Source organism: Pseudomonas sp. NPDC088322 (assembly GCF_044740745.1).
Classification (GTDB): Bacteria; Pseudomonadota; Gammaproteobacteria; order Pseudomonadales; family Pseudomonadaceae; genus Aquipseudomonas; species Aquipseudomonas shirazensis.
In genome coordinates, this window is sequence record NZ_JBIURK010000001.1 from 76,097 (window position 1) to 90,761 (window position 14,665).

At 63.4% G+C, this 14,665-nt stretch carries 16 protein-coding genes; 9 read left to right on the plus strand and 7 right to left on the minus strand.

Annotated features, from left to right (window positions below):
- Positions 1–201: 201 nt before the first annotated feature.
- Positions 202–798, minus strand: coding sequence for a superoxide dismutase (locus ACIOAU_RS00335; RefSeq protein ID WP_101316779.1), 597 nt, complete (start codon positions 796–798; stop codon positions 202–204).
- 181 nt (positions 799–979) lie between these two features.
- The gene (locus ACIOAU_RS00340) at positions 980–1,579 is read right to left on the minus strand and encodes a LysE/ArgO family amino acid transporter (protein WP_188035446.1); all 600 of its coding nucleotides are present in this window, start codon (positions 1,577–1,579) and stop codon (positions 980–982) included.
- 126 nt (positions 1,580–1,705) lie between these two features.
- Between ACIOAU_RS00340 and ACIOAU_RS00345 the strand changes: the two genes are divergently transcribed.
- From ACIOAU_RS00345 to ACIOAU_RS00355, 3 genes are all read left to right on the plus strand, one after another.
- A complete protein-coding gene (locus ACIOAU_RS00345) occupies positions 1,706–2,596 on the plus strand; it encodes a LysR family transcriptional regulator ArgP (RefSeq protein ID WP_401179285.1) in 891 nt (296 codons plus the stop codon).
- Positions 2,597–2,645: 49 nt separating this feature from the next.
- The gene (locus tag ACIOAU_RS00350) at positions 2,646–3,641 is read left to right on the plus strand and encodes an NAD(P)-dependent oxidoreductase (protein ID WP_101316785.1); all 996 of its coding nucleotides are present in this window, start codon (positions 2,646–2,648) and stop codon (positions 3,639–3,641) included.
- A gap of 86 nt (positions 3,642–3,727) precedes the next feature.
- Positions 3,728–4,555: an ATPase gene (locus ACIOAU_RS00355; RefSeq protein WP_181089309.1), complete on the plus strand. Its 828-nt coding sequence runs from the start codon at positions 3,728–3,730 to the stop codon at positions 4,553–4,555.
- A gap of 44 nt (positions 4,556–4,599) precedes the next feature.
- Here ACIOAU_RS00355 and ACIOAU_RS00360 read toward each other — a convergent pair whose 3' ends face one another.
- Genes ACIOAU_RS00360 through ACIOAU_RS00370 form a run of 3 tightly spaced genes read right to left on the minus strand, consistent with a single transcriptional unit; the run spans position 4,600 to position 7,155 of the window.
- Positions 4,600–5,649 (minus strand): alkene reductase, encoded by a 1,050-nt coding sequence (locus tag ACIOAU_RS00360; RefSeq protein ID WP_401179289.1) that lies wholly within the window; start codon positions 5,647–5,649, stop codon positions 4,600–4,602.
- A 20-nt stretch (positions 5,650–5,669) separates the two neighbouring features.
- Positions 5,670–6,839: an MFS transporter gene (locus ACIOAU_RS00365; RefSeq protein WP_188035447.1), complete on the minus strand. Its 1,170-nt coding sequence runs from the start codon at positions 6,837–6,839 to the stop codon at positions 5,670–5,672.
- A gap of 13 nt (positions 6,840–6,852) precedes the next feature.
- On the minus strand, positions 6,853–7,155 hold the full coding sequence (locus tag ACIOAU_RS00370; RefSeq protein ID WP_103436154.1) for a helix-turn-helix transcriptional regulator: 303 nt from the start codon (positions 7,153–7,155) through the stop codon (positions 6,853–6,855).
- A gap of 222 nt (positions 7,156–7,377) precedes the next feature.
- Between ACIOAU_RS00370 and ACIOAU_RS00375 the strand changes: the two genes are divergently transcribed.
- A complete protein-coding gene (locus tag ACIOAU_RS00375; RefSeq protein WP_150570812.1) occupies positions 7,378–7,956 on the plus strand; it encodes an ACP phosphodiesterase in 579 nt (192 codons plus the stop codon).
- Here ACIOAU_RS00375 and ACIOAU_RS00380 read toward each other — a convergent pair whose 3' ends face one another.
- Both ACIOAU_RS00380 and olsB read right to left on the minus strand, forming a co-directional pair.
- The gene (locus ACIOAU_RS00380) at positions 7,957–8,745 is read right to left on the minus strand and encodes a 1-acyl-sn-glycerol-3-phosphate acyltransferase (RefSeq protein ID WP_312390292.1); all 789 of its coding nucleotides are present in this window, start codon (positions 8,743–8,745) and stop codon (positions 7,957–7,959) included.
- The gene (olsB, locus tag ACIOAU_RS00385; RefSeq protein ID WP_401179295.1) at positions 8,745–9,500 is read right to left on the minus strand and encodes an L-ornithine N(alpha)-acyltransferase; all 756 of its coding nucleotides are present in this window, start codon (positions 9,498–9,500) and stop codon (positions 8,745–8,747) included. Before olsB ends, ACIOAU_RS00380 begins: the two co-directional genes overlap by 1 nt.
- A 211-nt stretch (positions 9,501–9,711) precedes the next feature.
- Here olsB and ACIOAU_RS00390 point away from each other — a divergent pair, with 211 nt between their 5' ends.
- From ACIOAU_RS00390 to ACIOAU_RS00410, 5 genes are all read left to right on the plus strand, one after another.
- A complete protein-coding gene (locus ACIOAU_RS00390) occupies positions 9,712–10,293 on the plus strand; it encodes a YceI family protein (protein ID WP_101316802.1) in 582 nt (193 codons plus the stop codon).
- A gap of 1 nt (position 10,294) precedes the next feature.
- A complete protein-coding gene (locus ACIOAU_RS00395) occupies positions 10,295–11,452 on the plus strand; it encodes a phosphatidylserine/phosphatidylglycerophosphate/cardiolipin synthase family protein (protein ID WP_150570814.1) in 1,158 nt (385 codons plus the stop codon).
- A gap of 80 nt (positions 11,453–11,532) precedes the next feature.
- Positions 11,533–12,111 carry a DJ-1/PfpI family protein gene (locus ACIOAU_RS00400; protein WP_101316806.1) on the plus strand — a complete coding sequence of 193 codons (579 nt, stop codon included), beginning with the start codon at positions 11,533–11,535 and terminating at the stop codon, positions 12,109–12,111.
- 150 nt (positions 12,112–12,261) lie between these two features.
- The gene (locus tag ACIOAU_RS00405) at positions 12,262–13,203 is read left to right on the plus strand and encodes an AEC family transporter (RefSeq protein ID WP_101316808.1); all 942 of its coding nucleotides are present in this window, start codon (positions 12,262–12,264) and stop codon (positions 13,201–13,203) included.
- A gap of 63 nt (positions 13,204–13,266) precedes the next feature.
- Positions 13,267–14,628, plus strand: a complete 1,362-nt coding sequence (locus ACIOAU_RS00410; RefSeq protein WP_101316810.1) for an amino acid permease — start codon at positions 13,267–13,269, stop codon at positions 14,626–14,628.
- Positions 14,629–14,665 lie beyond the last annotated feature (37 nt).

Here is a 14,665-nt window from a genome sequence, read left to right on the forward strand (position 1 = left end):
GGCAAGACACTATCGACCCTTTGTTGCATTGCTACTGTATCGGTTGCGCAGGCTTGCTACTTTAGTGCTATGCGCCAACTTTCCCAGAGATTTGATGTTAGCGCGCTATGCGGGCGGATCAAGCTGGATTTGCAGCGGTGCGAGCGGGCATAAAAAAACCCGGCGAGTGCCGGGTTTTTTTTGTGCCAAAAGCGAAGTCGATCAGGCCTTGAAGGTCTGGCCTTCGAACTGCTCGGCAACGAACTTCCAGTTGACCAGGTTCCAGAACGCCTCGACATACTTAGGACGGACGTTGCGGTAGTCGATGTAGTAAGCGTGCTCCCAGACGTCGCAGGTCAGCAGCGGAGTGTCGCCGTTGGTCAGCGGGTTGCCGGCGCCGATGGTGCTGGCCAGTGCCAGGGAACCGTCAGCTTTCTTCACCAGCCAGCCCCAACCGGAACCGAAGGTGCCGACCGAAGTCTTGGTGAACTCTTCCTTGAACTTGTCGAACGAACCGAAGGCGGCGTTGATGGCCTCGGCCAGTGCGCCAGTCGGTTGGCCGCCGGCGTTTGGTGCCAGGCAGTTCCAGTAGAAGGTGTGGTTCCAGACCTGAGCGGCGTTGTTGAAGATGCCACCCGAAGAGGTCTTGACGATCTCTTCCAGGGTCTTGCCTTCGAATTCGGTGCCTGGGACCAGGTTGTTCAGGTTCACGACATAGGTGTTGTGGTGCTTGTCGTGGTGATACTCCAGGGTTTCCTTGGAGATGTGCGGCTGCAGGGCATCATGGGCGTACGGCAGCGGCGGCAATTCAAAAGCCATGGTGGATCTCCTGATTCAGGTCTAATTCGCGGTTTGCGCAAGGCCGATCACGGGCGGCCCGAGGTACGTCGGCGAGTTTGTACTCTTTGCGACGCAAGCGTTGGATCATATCACCAGCCCCCGCGCATAACCACGCAACAACTATAGGGACAAATAGTTGCAGCGCCGGCGCCAGTGGCATTCAGCCCAGAATCAGCTGCGCGGCCACCGCGAACATCATCACTGCCACCATCAGGTCGAGCAGGCGCCAGGTCGCCGGCCGTGCCAGCCACGGTGCCAGCCAGGCTGCGCCGAGGGCGAGGGTGAAGAACCACACCAGTGAGGCGCTGGCCGCACCCGCTACGTAAGCGCTGGGCACGGTTTGCTGGGCGCCCAGGGAGCCGATCAGCAGCACCGTATCCAGGTACACATGGGGGTTTAGCAGGGTCACTGCCAAGGCGCTGAGCAGCACCGCCCGGCGCGAGCGGGAGCCCTGGCCTTGCTCCTGCTCCAGGCTTTGTTTGGAGCAAGCCCGTTGCAAGGCCTTGGCCCCGTACCAGATCAAGAACGCCGCGCCGCCCCAACGCGCAGCAGCCAGCAACGTCGGGTTCTGCGCCAGCACCGTGGCCAGTCCGAACACTCCGGCGGCAACCAGCAGGGCGTCGCAGACCACGCAGAGGATGGCCACCGGCAGATGGTGTTCACGGCGCAGGCTCTGCGCCAGGACAAACGCGTTTTGCGTGCCGATGGCCATGATCAGGCCAAAGGCAACCAGCATGCCGTTCGTATAACTTTGCCACATAGCGTAGACACTCCACTGCCACCAACCGATTGGCTGGCGCTGATTGCTTGATCGAATGCTGGTCATTGTGCCGATCTGCGTTGTATAAGAAAAACCAATAAAGCTGATCAGGCATTAGAGAAATCGATGTTCGACTACAAGCTCCTGGCGGCCCTGGCGGCGGTCATCGAACAAGGCGGTTTCGAGCGCGCAGCACAAGTGCTTGGCCTGTCGCAATCGGCCGTGTCGCAGCGGATCAAGCTGCTCGAAGCGCGGGTCGGCCAGCCGGTACTGGTGCGCGCCATGCCGCCGAGCCCGACCGAAGTCGGCCGGCAACTGCTCAACCATGTGCAGCAGGTGCGCCTGCTCGAGCGTGACCTGCAGCGCCAGGTGCCGGCGCTGGACGAAGGCGGTATGCCCGAACGTCTGCGCATTGCGCTCAATGCCGATAGCCTGGCGACCTGGTGGGCCGGTGCGGTGGGCGCGTTTTGCGCCGAACAGCCGGTGTTGCTGGACCTGGTAGTCGAAGATCAGGACGTCGGCCTCAAGCGCATGCGCGCCGGTGAGGTTGCGGCTTGCCTGTGTGGCAGCGAGCGCCCGGTGGCCGGCGCGCGCAGCCAGCCACTGGGCGCCATGCGCTATCGCGCCTTGGCAAGCCCGGCATTCATGGCCCGGCATTTCCCGCAGGGCTTCGACGCCAGCCGGCTGGCGCGGACCCCGGCGATCGTGTTCGGCCCGGATGACTTCCTCCAGCACCGTTATCTCGCATCGCTAGGCATTGCCGATGGTTTTTTGCATCACCTGTGCCCGTCCTCGGAGGGCTTTCTGCGCATGACCGAAGCCGGCCTGGGTTGGGGCCTGGTGCCGGAGCGGCAGGTGACTGCGCAGCTGCAGTGTGGCGAACTGGTGGAAATCTGCGCCGATACTCCCATCGATGTGCCGCTGTACTGGCATCATTGGCGCAATGGCGGGCAACTGCTCGCCCAATTGACCGAGCACCTGCTCCAAATGGCGCCAGGTTGGCTAGTGCCGTTGTAGCCGGCCGCGACGTCAACTGCATCTGAAATCTGGCAAGGCGGAGTGTTACATGCGAATTCTGGTCACCGGCGCGAGCGGCTTTATCGGCGGGCGCTTTGCGCGTTTTGCCCTGGAGCAGGGCCTTGAGGTCCGGGTCAACGGGCGGCGTGCCGAAGGCGTGGAGCATTTGGTCAAGCGCGGCGCGCAGTTCATCCCGGGTGACCTCGGTGATGCCGAGCTGGCCCGGCGTCTGTGCCAGGGCGTCGATGCCGTGGTGCATTGCGCGGGCATGACCGGCGCCTGGGGGCGCTACCAGGATTTCCATCAGGGCAATGTGGTGGTCACCGAAAACGTCGTTGAAGGCTGCCTCAAGGAACATGTGCGCCGGCTGGTACACCTGTCGTCGCCGTCGATCTACTTCAATGGCCGCTCCCGCCTGAATGTGCAGGAACAGCAGCTGCCGCGGCGCATGCATGACCATTACGCCACGACCAAATTTCTCGCCGAGCAGAAGGTCTTCGGCGCGCAGGAGTTCGGCCTCGAAGTGCTCGCCCTGCGCCCACGGCTGGTCACCGGCGCCGGCGATGCGAACATCTTCCCGCGCTTGCTGCAGATGCAGCGCAAGCGCCGCCTGGCGATCATCGGCAACGGCCTGAACATGGCCGACTTCACCAGTGTGCACAACCTCAACGAAGCGTTGCTCAGCGCACTCTTTGCAGATGATGAGGCGCTCGGCCAGGCCTACAACATCAGTAACGGCCAGCCGCTGCCGCTGTGGGATGTGGTCAATTACGTCATGCGTCAGATGCAGTTGCCGCAGGTCACCCGCTACCGCTCCTACGGCCTGGGTTACAGCCTGGCAGCACTCAACGAAGCGGCGTGCATGCTCTGGCCTGGCCGCCCGCAGCCAACCTTGTCACGCCTGGGTATGCAGGTCATGAGCAAGGACTTCACCCTCGACATCAGTCGGGCCCGGCAGCATCTGGATTACCGACCTCAGGTCAGCTTATGGAGCGCGCTCGACGAGTTCTGCGGCTGGTGGAAGAACGTCCCGCACAACCGCTGAAGCGCGCGCCTTGATGATGGTCATCAACGTAACGCGCTGGCGGTTTATACTGTGTCTCTTTGCTATGACTGTGGTTGAAAGCCCCCATGCGTAACGATCTTCGCGACGACTTCGACGACGTGCCAACATTGCGTGCCGGCACCCGAGATGACGATGAACTGCTCCCCGAGCACGTGGCGCGCAGCCGCCAGAAAGCCGCACGGCCGACCAACACCGCGCCGCTCTGGGCTTTGCTGGTGGCCTCGTTCATCGCCCTGGCCGGGCTCGGCTGGTGGAGCTTCCAGCAGATTTCGCTGATGGAGCAGCAACTGGTCGCGACCCAGGAGAGCTTTGCCCGCATCAGCGAGGAAGCCGCCGGCCGGCTGCAAGCGATCAGCGGCAAGGTCGAAGCCAGCGATGCCAGCGTCAACACCGGCAGCGAAGCCTTGAAACTGCAGATTCGCCAGTTGCAGGCCAGCCTGGCCGAGCAGGGCAAGCAGCAGCAGGGCGTGGCCGGTCAGGCCGGCGACCTCGGCAAGCGTCTGGAACAGGTGCTGGCCGATACCCGCGAGCAGCAAAAAGCTGTAACTGAATTGCAGACCCAATTGCAGGCGCAGTTGAAGGCGGTGAATGCCGAGTTGGCGGCGCTGAAGGCGGGCCAGCTGGATGGCGGCAAGCTCGACAACGAGCTCAAGAGCCTGAACAGCGAGATTGCCGCGCTGAAGAAGCAGGGCAATCCGAGCGCGGCGATCAGCAGTCTGGAGCAGGACGTGCTGGTGCTGAAGAGCCAGATCGACAATCGCCCCGCAGCAGCGGCCAGCAGCGGTGCCTCGGTGCAGGAATTCGACGCTTTCAGGGGGCAGACCACGCGCAGCCTGAACACCCTGCAGAACCAGGTGCAGAACCTGCAACAGCAGATCAACGCCCGGCCATAGCCGTAATGCTGATGGGGCCGCGCAAGGCGGCCCCGTTCCTCTGCTTACAGCCGTGGATAGTCGATATAGCCCACCGCGCCACCGCCATAGAACCCCTCCGGCCGCGCCTCGTTCAACGGCGCATCGGCGGACAAACGTGCTGGCAGGTCCGGGTTGGCAATGAACGGCACGCCAAACGCCACGGCATCGGCCAGGCCACCGGCAAGGGCAGCGTTGGCGCTGGCCTTGTCGAAGCGTTCGTTGACGATGTACGGCCCCCCGAATGCTTGCTTGATCTGCGCGCCGAGGCTGTCGTCGGCGAGTTTTTCCCGCGAGCAGATAAACGCGATACCGCGTTTGCCCAGTTCGCGGGCGACGTAGGTGAAGGTCTCGGCGCGGTCAGCATCGCCCATGTCATGGGCATCGGCGCGTGGCGCCAGGTGCATGCCGACGCGCTGGGCGCCCCACACTTCGATCACCGCATCGGTCACCTCCAGCAGCAGCCGGGCACGGTTCTCCAATGAACCGCCGTAGTTGTCGTTGCGCTGGTTGGTGCTGCTTTGCAGAAACTGATCCAGCAGGTAGCCGTTGGCGCCATGAATCTCGACGCCATCAAAGCCCGCCGCCTTGGCGTTCTCGGCACCGATCCGATAGGCCTCGACAATGTCGGCGATCTCTTCGCTTTCCAGTGCCCGCGGGGTTGGGTAGTCGGCCAGCGGACGCACCAGGCTGACATGGCCCTTGGGCTGGATCGCGCTGGGCGCAACCGGCAGTTCACCGTTGAGGTAGCTGGGGTGGGAGATGCGCCCGACGTGCCACAGCTGCAGGAAGATCCGCCCGCCGGCAGCATGCACTGCCTTGGTCAGGCTGTGCCAGCCGCGCACCTGGTCGTTGGACCAGATGCCGGGGGTGTCCGGGTAGCCAACGCCCATTGGCGTCACCGAAGTCGCCTCACTGAGAATCAGCCCGGCGCTGGCGCGCTGCACGTAGTACTCGGTCATCAGCGCATTGGGCACGCGGCCTTCGTCGGCGCGGCAGCGGGTCAGCGGCGCCATGATGATGCGGTTGGGCAACTGCAGGTCACCCAGCAGCAGTGGATCGAATAGCGTAGTCATCGGTTCAGCCTCGCAAAGGTTCAGTTGCCAGCGGTGGCCAGCTCGGCATCGTTGCCGCGCTGGTTGAAAGTGATGAGGGTGACGATCAGGGCCAACAGCGCCAGGGCTGCGGCGGCCAGTGGTACGCGGGTCAGGCCCAGACCATGGGCGATCACGCTACCGCCGACCCAGGCGCCGAGGGCGTTGCCCAGGTTGAAGGCGCCGATGTTCAAGGTCGACACCAGGTTCGGTGCAGCCTTGCCGTAGGTGACCACGTTGACCTGTAGTGCCGGCACGGCGGCAAAGGCAGCTGTGGCCCACAGGAACAGGGTGATTTCAGCGGGGATCACGGCGCTGCTGGTCCAGCTGAACAACGTCGAGATCACCGCCATGGCCACAAACACGCCAATCAGAGTTGCGCCCAGACGGCGGTCGGCGAGCTTGCCGCCGATGATGTTGCCCAGGGTCAGGCCAAGGCCGATCAGCAGCAAGGTCCAGGTCACGCCGCTGGGCGAAACCCCGGTGACATCACCCAACAGCGGCGCGACATAAGTGAACAGGGCGAACATCGAGGCCGAGAACAGCACGGTCATGCTCAGCGACAACCAGATACCGGCCCCTTTCAGCGCGGCCAGTTCAGCGCGCATGTCGACCGCCTCTTCGTCACGTTGCAGCGGCAGGTAGCGGATCAGGCCGATCAGCGCGATCACACCGATCACGGTCACTGCCCAGAAGGTCGAACGCCAGCCGGCGACTTGGCCCAGCGCAGTCCCCAGCGGCACGCCGAGCACGTTGGCCAGGGTCAGGCCGGTGAACATCAAGGCTACGGCGGAGGCACGGCGATTGGCCGGTACCAGGCTGGCGGCGACCACCGAACCGATGCCGAAGAAGGCCCCATGGCACAGCGCGGTGACTACACGGGCGAACATCAACAGGTTGTAGTCAGCGGCGACGGCGCACAGCAGGTTGCCGACGATGAACACGCCCATCAGCGTGACCAGCGCGGCCTTGCGTGGCAGGCGGGCGGTGGCCAGGGCCATGAACGGTGCGCCGATGGCGACGCCCAGGGCATAGCCGGTAACCAGCCAGCCAGCACCAGGGATGGACACGCCGAGGTCGCTCGCCACTTCGGGCAGCAGGCCCATGATGACGAATTCGGTGGTGCCGATGGCGAAGGCGCTCAGCGCCAGCATCAAGAGTGGAAGGGGCATCGCTGAATCCTCGTCAGAGCGTTTCGCTCAGTTGCTTTAGAAACGCCTGGATCGCGTCCTCGTTGCGTTTGAAAAAGTGCCACTGGCCGATTTTCTGGCTGCTGATCAGGCCTGCGCGTTGCAGGGTGGCCAGGTGGGCCGACACGGTGGATTGCGAGAGGCCGCAGCGTTGGTCGATCTGGCCGGCGCAGACGCCGTGCTCGATGCTGTGCTGTTGATCGGGGAACTGGCTGGCCGGGTCCTTGAGCCAGCCGAGGATTTCGCGGCGGACTGGGTGGGACAGGGCTTTGATGGTTTCGTCGAGGTCCAGGGGCATGGGGGAGGCTCTTGGGGTAGGGCGCTATATCGCGATAGGACGAAATATAAATCGGTATTTCGCGATATACAAATATGATGTTGGTCTTAGCTCGGGTCGAATCGCTATATCGGGTTATAACGATATTGGGGGTCAGTAAAACACCACAAAAACCAGATAAGCCCGCAGCCAGCTATCCATCATCCCAAGCCGACCCACCCGCAGAAACCCTATACTGCCCCCATGAACTACCTAGCCCACCTCCACCTAGGCGGCCAACAGCCGCAACAACTACTCGGCAGCCTATACGGCGATTTCGTCAAAGGCACCCTGCACGGCCGTTTCCCGCCCACCCTGGAAGCTGCCATCCAGCTCCACCGCTGGATCGACAGCTACACCGACAGCCACCCCATAGTGCTAGCCGCACTGGCCCGTTTCCCGCAGGAGCGGCGGCGCTACGCCGGAATCGTGCTCGACGTATTTTTCGACCATTGCCTGGCGCACCACTGGCACGACTACGCCGCCCAGCCGCTGACCGAGTTTACCCAGCGCTTTTACCAGGTCCTGCTCGCCGAGCCCGAGCTGCCAGGCCGGCTCGCGCATATCGCCCCGATGATGGCTGCGGACGATTGGCTGTCCGCGTACGGCGATTTCGCTACGCTGGAGTACGTATTCCGAGGCATAGGCCGGCGCCTGTCGCGCCCCGAAGGCTTGGCGGGAGTAATGCCCGAACTGGAGGCGCTGTACCAGCCGTTGCTGGAAGACTTCAGAGCGTTTTATCCACAGCTGCAGGCGTTCGCCAGCGCCCGCTGGCCCCGCTGATCAAGCCGCTCGCGCTTGCCGGCGTGGGGTCAACTCGGCTTGCTCGTGGCCGAACAGGGCGCCATGAATGGCTTGTTGTGCCTGAAACGCCAGCTGCGCGCGCTCCTTGCCGACGCTGCTGATCGGCGCCAGCAACTGAATGCGTACCTGCCCACGCGGTTGGGCAAACAAGCGCAGCAGGTGTGAAACCAGGTCGTCATCGCCAACGAAAGGTGCAATTGGATCAACCTCACCACTGCGCCAGTACTGAATCGCCACCGGTTGCAGTGGGGTAGCGCCATCGATGGCGCCGGCCAGCAGGCGGCCGTGGAAGGTGCGCAGGCTGCGGCCATCGGTAGTGGTGCCTTCCGGGAAGATCAACAGCGGCAGGGCGTCGCCCAATTGCTGGCTGATTTGCTCGCGCAGGCCTTGGGCGTCACCGCCACCGCGGCGGATGAACAGCGTCCCGGCCTGCTCGGCAAGCCAGCCGGCCAGCGGCCAGTGACGGACTTCGGCCTTGGACAGAAACGATAGCGGGGTGAGCATGCCGAGCAGCGGAATGTCGGTCCATGACACATGATTGCCGACCCACAGCATCGGCCGCTGCGGCAGCTCGCCGAGCACCTCGACCTGAAATGGCAGCGCGCCGACCAGGCGCTGCATGTACCAGCGGCTCCAGCGCTGGCGCAGAGCCAGCGACACCGGCACACGCAGACGCTGGCCAAGCGCGGTAACGCTGGCCATGGCCATGCCGATCAGCAGCACCCACAGCAAACGTGCCAGGCGGGCGGCGACCCGCAGCCTCAGCATCACACCGCTGCCTTGAAGTGGCGGGCGTAGCGCGGGCAGAGGTCGTCGCGTTTGAGCAGGATGAACACGTCGGCGACCTGGAAGTCCTCGTCCCAGCACGGTTCGCCGCAGATCTTCGCGCCCAGGCGCATGTAGGCCTTGAGCAGCGGGGGCATTTCGGCAATCACGTTGTTCGGCAGGGCCAGAGTCGGCAGTGGCTTTTTCGGCTCGGCGCGCAGGTTTTCGGTGCACAGGTAGCGTTCACGCAGGCGTTGCATGATCGCGTGGGCCTGCACGCCGCCATCCTGCATGGGGATGCTCGCGCAGCCCATCAGGTAGGTGTAGCTGCCTTCGTTGAGCACCTCGGCCAGCTCGCCCCAGAGCACGGCGATGGTGCCGCCGTTGCGATAGGCCGGGTCGACGCAGGTGCGGCCCAGTTCAAGGATCGGCCCCTGCAATTGCAGCAGGCCGTGCAGGCTGAACTCTTCTTCGCTGTAGAAACGCCCGAGGCTGCTCGCGGCTTGGTGGTCGAGCAAGCGGGTGGTGGCAACCAGGCGGCCAGTGCTCAGGTCACGCACGCCGATATGGCGGCAGTGGATATCGAAATCGTCCATGTCCAGGCCCTGTTCGGCGCCCTTGAGCTTGGCCATGAGTTCACCGCTGAACACCTTGAAACGCAGGGCCTGAGCTTCTTGCAGGGCCGCAGCGCCTAGCAGGCGCTCGGCTTGCAGACGGCGTTCAGTGCTGGTGTCGCCTGAGCGAGCGATCTGGGTCATTGCGAGTCTCCATTGGCCAACCATGTGCGGGGCTGCCGGTCGGCTTTGTTGTGCAGGGTCAGCCTAGGTAGGGGGGGTGTCACCTCGGTGAATCTTTGGTGATGCTTGCGTGACAGCCACCGCTGGCCGTACCTGAGGGGCCGCGAGACTGCTGCTTGCTGCACCGAAGGCGGGCGGGTAATGTTCACGGCTTTGTTTCACGGAATTTCCCATGCCCATGCTTGCCCGTCTGCTTCCCGCCCTGTTCCTGGCGTTGTGCCTGCCCGCTCATGCCAATTGGCACCTGGACGGTGAGTCTTCGCGCTTGTCGTTCGTCACCGGCAAAAACGGCGAGATCACCGAAGTGCATCGCTTTCTGGTGCTGCACGGCAGCGTCGATCGCAAGGGCGCAGCCGGCCTGCGGATCGAGATGGATTCGGTCAGCAGTGGTATCCCGCTGCGTGACGAGCGCATGCGCGATGGCCTGTTCGAGGTCGACCAGTTCCCCGAAGCCAAGGTCAAGGCGCAGATCGACCTGCGCCCGATCGACAACCTCGCCAACGGCGCGCAGATCGAATTGCGCCTGCCGCTGACCGTCACCCTGCACGGCCACTCGCACAGCTACAACGCATTGCTGATGGCCACGCGCCTGGACGAGCGGCGCTTTCAGGTGGTGACCCTTGAACCGTTGATCCTGCGCGCCGCTGACTATGGCCTGCTGCCTGGGCTCGAGAGCCTGCGCAAGTTCGCCAAGCTGAAGTCCATCAACCCCTCGGTACCGGTCAATGCGGTGCTGATCTTCAACGCCCGCTGATATGCCAGGGCCGGTCTTTCCTTGGCGCGACGGTAATCATTTCGAGCTGCTGATCGACGGCCCCGATTTCTTCCCGCGGATGTTGCACCTGATTGCCGAGGCCGAGCGCCAGGTCGATCTGGAGCTGTATCTGGTCGAGGCCGGCACGTGCGCCGAGGCAGTGGTCACTGTGCTGGAGCAGGCCGCCCGGCGCGGCGTGCAGGTGCGCTGCCTGTTTGATGACTACGGCTCGCTGGCCTTCACCACGGCGCTGCGACAGCGCTTGCTTGGCGCCGGTGTGCAGTTGAGCTGGTACAACCGCCTGCACTGGCGCCGCGGCGTGCGCAATCTGTACCGCGATCACCGCAAGATTCTCCTGGTCGACAGCCGCTGGGCGGTAGTCGGCGGCACGGGCGTCACCGATGAGTTCTGGCAGCCGCAGGCCGAGCGGAGCGAATGGCATGAAGTGATGGTGCAGATCCAGGGACCGGTGGTCAGCGACTGGCAGCTGTTGTTCGATCGCCAATGGCATGCCAATGACCGTCGCACCGCCTGGCGACCGCCAGCTGGTTTCGGTCTGCCACGCCTGCCCAAAGTGCCGGTGCAAGGGCAGGGCATGGGCCGGGTGGCTTACGCCGATGCCCGGCAACACCGCGACATCCTGCATTCGCTGGTGCGTGCCCTGAACAGCGGGCAGCAGCGCATCTGGCTGGCGACGCCGTATTTTTTGCCGACCTGGAGTGTGCGCCGTTCTCTGCGTCGGGCTGCTTCGCGCGGCATCGACGTGCGCCTGCTGCTGACCGGGCCGCGCACCGACCACCCCTCGGTGCGCTACGCCGGGCACCGCTATTACCCACGCTTGCTGCGCGCTGGCGTGCGCATCTTTGAATACCAGCCGTGCTTCCTGCACCTGAAGATGGTCGTGGTCGATGACTGGGTCAGCGTCGGTTCGTGCAACTTCGACCACTGGAACCTGCGCTTCAACCTGGAGGCCAACATCGAAGCGCTCGACCCCAGCCTGACCGCAGCAGTCAGCGCCAGTTTCGAGCGCGACTTTGCCCTCAGCGAGGAGGTCGATCTGGCCCACTGGAACGCGCGGCCGTTGTGGCGGCGAGTCAAGCAACGGATCTGGGGCTGGATGGACCGGCTGGTGGCCAACCTGCTGGATCGGCGCAATTGAGATGAACGGCGCATATCGGTAAGCGCCGAAGCGGTCTATCGTGCTCTGATTGATCCCAGGCTAGGCAAGGAGCGGTGGCGATGACAGGCAAGAAGATTCTTATGCTGGTGGGCGACTATGTCGAAGACTACGAAGCGATGGTGCCGTTCCAGGCGCTGAGCATGGTCGGCCACACCGTGCATGCGGTGTGCCCGGAGAAAATCGCCGGGCAGACGGTGCGTACCGCTATCCACGACTTCGAAGGCGAGCAGACCTACAGCGAAAAACCCGGGCACAACTTTGCCCTCAACTTCGACTTCGTCCAGGCCCGCGCCGAAAGCTACGACGCCTTGCTGATCCCGGGCGGCCGCGCACCTGAGTACCTGCGCCTGAACGAGCAGGTGCTGGCGCTGGTGCGGGCTTTCGACGAGGCGCGCAAGCCGATTGCCGCGGTGTGCCATGGCGCCCAGCTGCTGGCAGCGGCAGGCGTGCTGCGTGGCCGCGAGTGCAGCGCGTACCCTGCCTGCGCGCCGGAAGTGCGTCTGGCCGGAGGTACTTTCATCGATATCGCGGTGGATCAGGCCCACGTCGAGGGCAATCTAGTTACCGCGCCGGCATGGCCGGCGCATCCCGCCTGGCTGGCAGCGTTCCTGAAAGTGCTGGGCACTCGGATTTCTTGAATCGGCCGCTGTGCAGGGGGCGAGGCTGACAGCAAAAAGCGGCAGTTATGTAGGAAATATCCTTTTAGCAGTGGCTATTGTCCGCAAAACCCAGCGCCTGGCGTATCATTAGCCCCCTAACGGCAACCCCAAAACCAGGACCGCTCGCGCATGCTCGCCCTTCTTATCCAGACGCTGAACATCACTGCACCGGTGTTCGCCATGCTGTTCATGGGCGTATTGCTCAAACGTTTGCACCTGATCGACGACAACTTCACCAAGGTTGCCTCCACGCTGGTGTTCAACGTGTGCATGCCGGCGCTGCTGTTCCTTGGCATCTACCATGCCGATCTGGATGCAGCGATCAAACCCGGTGTGCTGGTCTACTTCACCGCAATTACCTTGATCGGCTTCGCCTTGTCCTGGGGCCTGGCGATCTGGCGCGCGCCGCTGGCCGAGCGCGGCATCTACACCCAGGGGGCTTTTCGCGGCAACAACGGCGTTATTGGCCTGGCCCTTGCGGCCAGCCTGTACGGTGATTACGGCATTTCGCTGGGCGCGGTGCTCGCCGGCCTGGTGATCCTCCTGTACAACTCGCTGTCGGCGGTGGTGCTGGCGGTGTACAGCCCGGACCTTAAGTCCGATCCGTGGAGCATCTGCAAAAGTGTTTTCAGCAACCCCCTGATCATCAGCGTGTTGCTCGCCACACCCATGGCCTACGCCCAGGTGCCGCTGCCGAACTGGCTGCTGACCTCGGGCGACTATCTGGCGCAGATGACCCTGCCACTGGCGCTGATCTGCATTGGCGGCACCTTGTCGCTGGCGGCGCTGCGCGACAGCGGCAAGTTGGCGGTGGATGTCAGCCTGGTGAAGATGGTCTGGTTGCCGCTGATCGGCACCCTCGGCGCCTGGCTGTGTGGTTTCCGCGGTGCCGAGCTGGGCATCCTGTTCCTGTACATCGGCAGCCCTACCGCTGCCGCCAGCTATGTCATGGCCCGCGCGGCCAATGCCAATCATCAGTTAGCGGCGGCGATCATCGTCATCACGACCCTGATGGCGGCGATTACCACCAATATCGGCATCTTCATCTTGCAGTGGGGCGGCTGGATCTAGATCCTTGCTGCCTGAACAGAACAACAACAGCAACAACGCTGCCACCTGACCTAAGGACACTCCATGCAAGACCAGAACTCGCCCGAGCGGTTACAGCGCGGCCTGAAAAATCGCCATATCCAGCTGATCGCGCTGGGCGGGGCCATCGGCACCGGGCTGTTTCTGGGCATTGCCCAGACCATCCAGATGGCCGGCCCATCGGTGTTGCTCGGTTATGCCATTGCCGGCCTGATGGCCTTCCTGATCATGCGTCAGCTTGGCGAAATGGTGGTGGAAGAGCCGGTTGCCGGCAGCTTCAGCCACTTCGCCCATAAATACTGGAGCGAGTTTGCCGGCTTTGTCTCGGGCTGGAACTACTGGGTGGTCTATGTGCTGGTAGGCATGGCCGAGCTGACCGCAGTCGGCATCTATGTGCAGTACTGGTGGCCGGACTTCCCGACCTGGGCCACGGCAGCGATCTTCTTTGTGGTGATCAACCTGATCAACCTGACTCAGGTCAAAGTCTACGGCGAGATGGAGTTCTGGTTCGCTCTGGTCAAAATAGTGGCGATTGTCAGCATGATCGGCTTTGGCGCCTGGTTGCTCACCAGCGGCCAGGGTGGCCCGGATGCCAGCGTCGCCAACCTGTGGCAATACGGTGGCTTCTTCCCCAATGGCGTCGGCGGTTTGATCATGGCTCTGGCGGTGATCATGTTCTCGTTCGGCGGCCTGGAGCTGGTCGGTATCACCGCCGCCGAGGCGGAAAACCCGCGGGTGAGCATTCCCAAGGCGACCAACCAGGTGGTGTACCGCATCCTGATCTTCTACATCGGTGCGCTGGCGATCTTGCTGTCGCTGTACCCGTGGCAGAAGGTGGTGCAGGGCGGCAGCCCGTTCGTGATGATCTTCCATGAGCTGGACAGCAACCTGGTCGCGACCATCCTCAACGTAGTGGTACTGACCGCGGCGCTGTCGGTGTACAACAGCTGCGTGTACGCCAACAGCCGCATGCTGTTCGGCCTGGCCAGCCAGGGCGATGCACCGCGTCAATTGCTCAAGGTCAGCCGTCGCGGCGTGCCGCTGACCGCGCTGGGTGTGTCGGCAGCGGCCACCGGTTTGTGCGTGGTGATCAACTACCTGATGCCGGGCGAAGCCTTCGGCCTGTTGATGGCGCTGGCGGTATCAGCGCTGGTGATCAACTGGGCAAGCATCAGCATCACCCACCTGAAATTCCGCAAGGCCAAGATCGCTGCCGGCGAAACGCCGTTCTACCGCAGCTGGGGTCATCCGATCACCAACTACCTGTGTCTGGCGTTCATCGTGCTGATCCTGGTGGTGATGTACCTGACTCCGCCGATCCGCATCTCGGTGATGCTGATCCCGCTGTGGATTGCCGCACTGGGCATTGCGTTCAAGCTCAAGAAGCAGCGCCAGGCCAAGCGCTGAGGTGTTTGCTGCAAGGCCTGCGCGGCTAAACTTGCGC

Coding starts and splice junctions, on each gene's coding strand:
- olsB (WP_401179295.1), bottom strand. CDS start 9,500: ATGACCCAGATCGCTCGCTCAGGCGACACCAGCACTGAACGCCGTCTG.
- ACIOAU_RS00400 (WP_101316806.1), top strand. CDS start 11,533: ATGACAGGCAAGAAGATTCTTATGCTGGTGGGCGACTATGTCGAAGAC.
- ACIOAU_RS00360 (WP_401179289.1), bottom strand. CDS start 5,649: ATGACTACGCTATTCGATCCACTGCTGCTGGGTGACCTGCAGTTGCCC.
- ACIOAU_RS00370 (WP_103436154.1), bottom strand. CDS start 7,155: ATGCCCCTGGACCTCGACGAAACCATCAAAGCCCTGTCCCACCCAGTC.
- ACIOAU_RS00355 (WP_181089309.1), top strand. CDS start 3,728: ATGCGTAACGATCTTCGCGACGACTTCGACGACGTGCCAACATTGCGT.
- ACIOAU_RS00345 (WP_401179285.1), top strand. CDS start 1,706: ATGTTCGACTACAAGCTCCTGGCGGCCCTGGCGGCGGTCATCGAACAA.
- ACIOAU_RS00395 (WP_150570814.1), top strand. CDS start 10,295: ATGCCAGGGCCGGTCTTTCCTTGGCGCGACGGTAATCATTTCGAGCTG.
- ACIOAU_RS00380 (WP_312390292.1), bottom strand. CDS start 8,745: ATGCTGAGGCTGCGGGTCGCCGCCCGCCTGGCACGTTTGCTGTGGGTG.
- ACIOAU_RS00335 (WP_101316779.1), bottom strand. CDS start 798: ATGGCTTTTGAATTGCCGCCGCTGCCGTACGCCCATGATGCCCTGCAG.
- ACIOAU_RS00350 (WP_101316785.1), top strand. CDS start 2,646: ATGCGAATTCTGGTCACCGGCGCGAGCGGCTTTATCGGCGGGCGCTTT.
- ACIOAU_RS00365 (WP_188035447.1), bottom strand. CDS start 6,839: ATGCCCCTTCCACTCTTGATGCTGGCGCTGAGCGCCTTCGCCATCGGC.
- ACIOAU_RS00405 (WP_101316808.1), top strand. CDS start 12,262: ATGCTCGCCCTTCTTATCCAGACGCTGAACATCACTGCACCGGTGTTC.
- ACIOAU_RS00410 (WP_101316810.1), top strand. CDS start 13,267: ATGCAAGACCAGAACTCGCCCGAGCGGTTACAGCGCGGCCTGAAAAAT.
- ACIOAU_RS00375 (WP_150570812.1), top strand. CDS start 7,378: ATGAACTACCTAGCCCACCTCCACCTAGGCGGCCAACAGCCGCAACAA.
- ACIOAU_RS00390 (WP_101316802.1), top strand. CDS start 9,712: ATGCCCATGCTTGCCCGTCTGCTTCCCGCCCTGTTCCTGGCGTTGTGC.
- ACIOAU_RS00340 (WP_188035446.1), bottom strand. CDS start 1,579: ATGTGGCAAAGTTATACGAACGGCATGCTGGTTGCCTTTGGCCTGATC.